This window comes from Vibrio sp. 1288, assembly GCF_033344475.1.
Genome location: NZ_JAWPOX010000308.1, coordinates 1 through 835, shown reverse-complemented (window position 1 = coordinate 835; position 835 = coordinate 1). Strand labels below are relative to the sequence as shown.

The following is an 835-nucleotide window of genomic DNA, read 5'->3' as shown; positions in this document are numbered from 1 at the left end:
GGATGGATAGCGTTTCGTCTTTCATGTTCTTCCTTGAGCGTCATCGAGATAAATCGTGGACTTATCATGCCGACTTTTTAACCATAGAACCTCGTTATGGGTCACATTGCCTAAGTCCAGAATCGTTTATGAAATGGAAAAATGTAACATTTTTGATATTCATCGGTAGGTATAACTTGCGCTTGATTGAAAGTCTTTAATCTTGTTGATAATCCTCCTTCAATATGAACTAAAGTGAATGTGACCTATTGAGTTCTCAAACTCATTGAGATGGGAGCAATAGGCAAAAAACTTACTCTGTATGGAGATGACCGATGAACAAAAACTGGATCCCTATTGCCCTATCTGGGCTTGCTTTAACGGGGTGTTTTTCTGAAGAAGCGAAAGAAGTAGAAGCCGTCGCCGAGCCACTCAAAGTAACCGCCGCAGACAAAATTTATTATGGTGGCGACATCCTAACCATGGCAGGCGATAAGCCAGAGTACGCCGAAGCCGTCGCGACATTAGGCGAGAAAATCATTTATGTCGGCAGCAAAGATGGAGCGATGGAACACAAGTTCGGTAAAACACAGTTGGTCGACTTAAAAGGCAAAACTATGTTGCCTGGCTTTGTTGATCCGCACAGTCATGTGTATGGTGTTGGTCTGCAAGCCATGGTCGCAAACGTGCTGCCATCTCCTGATGGCGAAGCCGATACCGTTGCGAAAATCATAGAAACTCTGAAAAATGCCGAGAACAATAATACGCAACGCCTATTCATTGAGAAAACGGGGTGGATTTTAGGTTTTGGTTACGACGACCCCCAACTGGATTACTAGCCTACCAACGCGGATCT

The 835-nt window shown here is 44.1% G+C and carries 1 pseudogene; it reads left to right on the top strand.

Annotated elements, in window-relative coordinates:
* Positions 1-314 precede the first annotated feature (314 nt).
* Positions 315-815 (top strand): annotated as a pseudogene (locus tag R8O11_RS26420) (amidohydrolase family protein); the annotation flags it as partial.
* Positions 816-835: the final 20 nt, after the last annotated feature.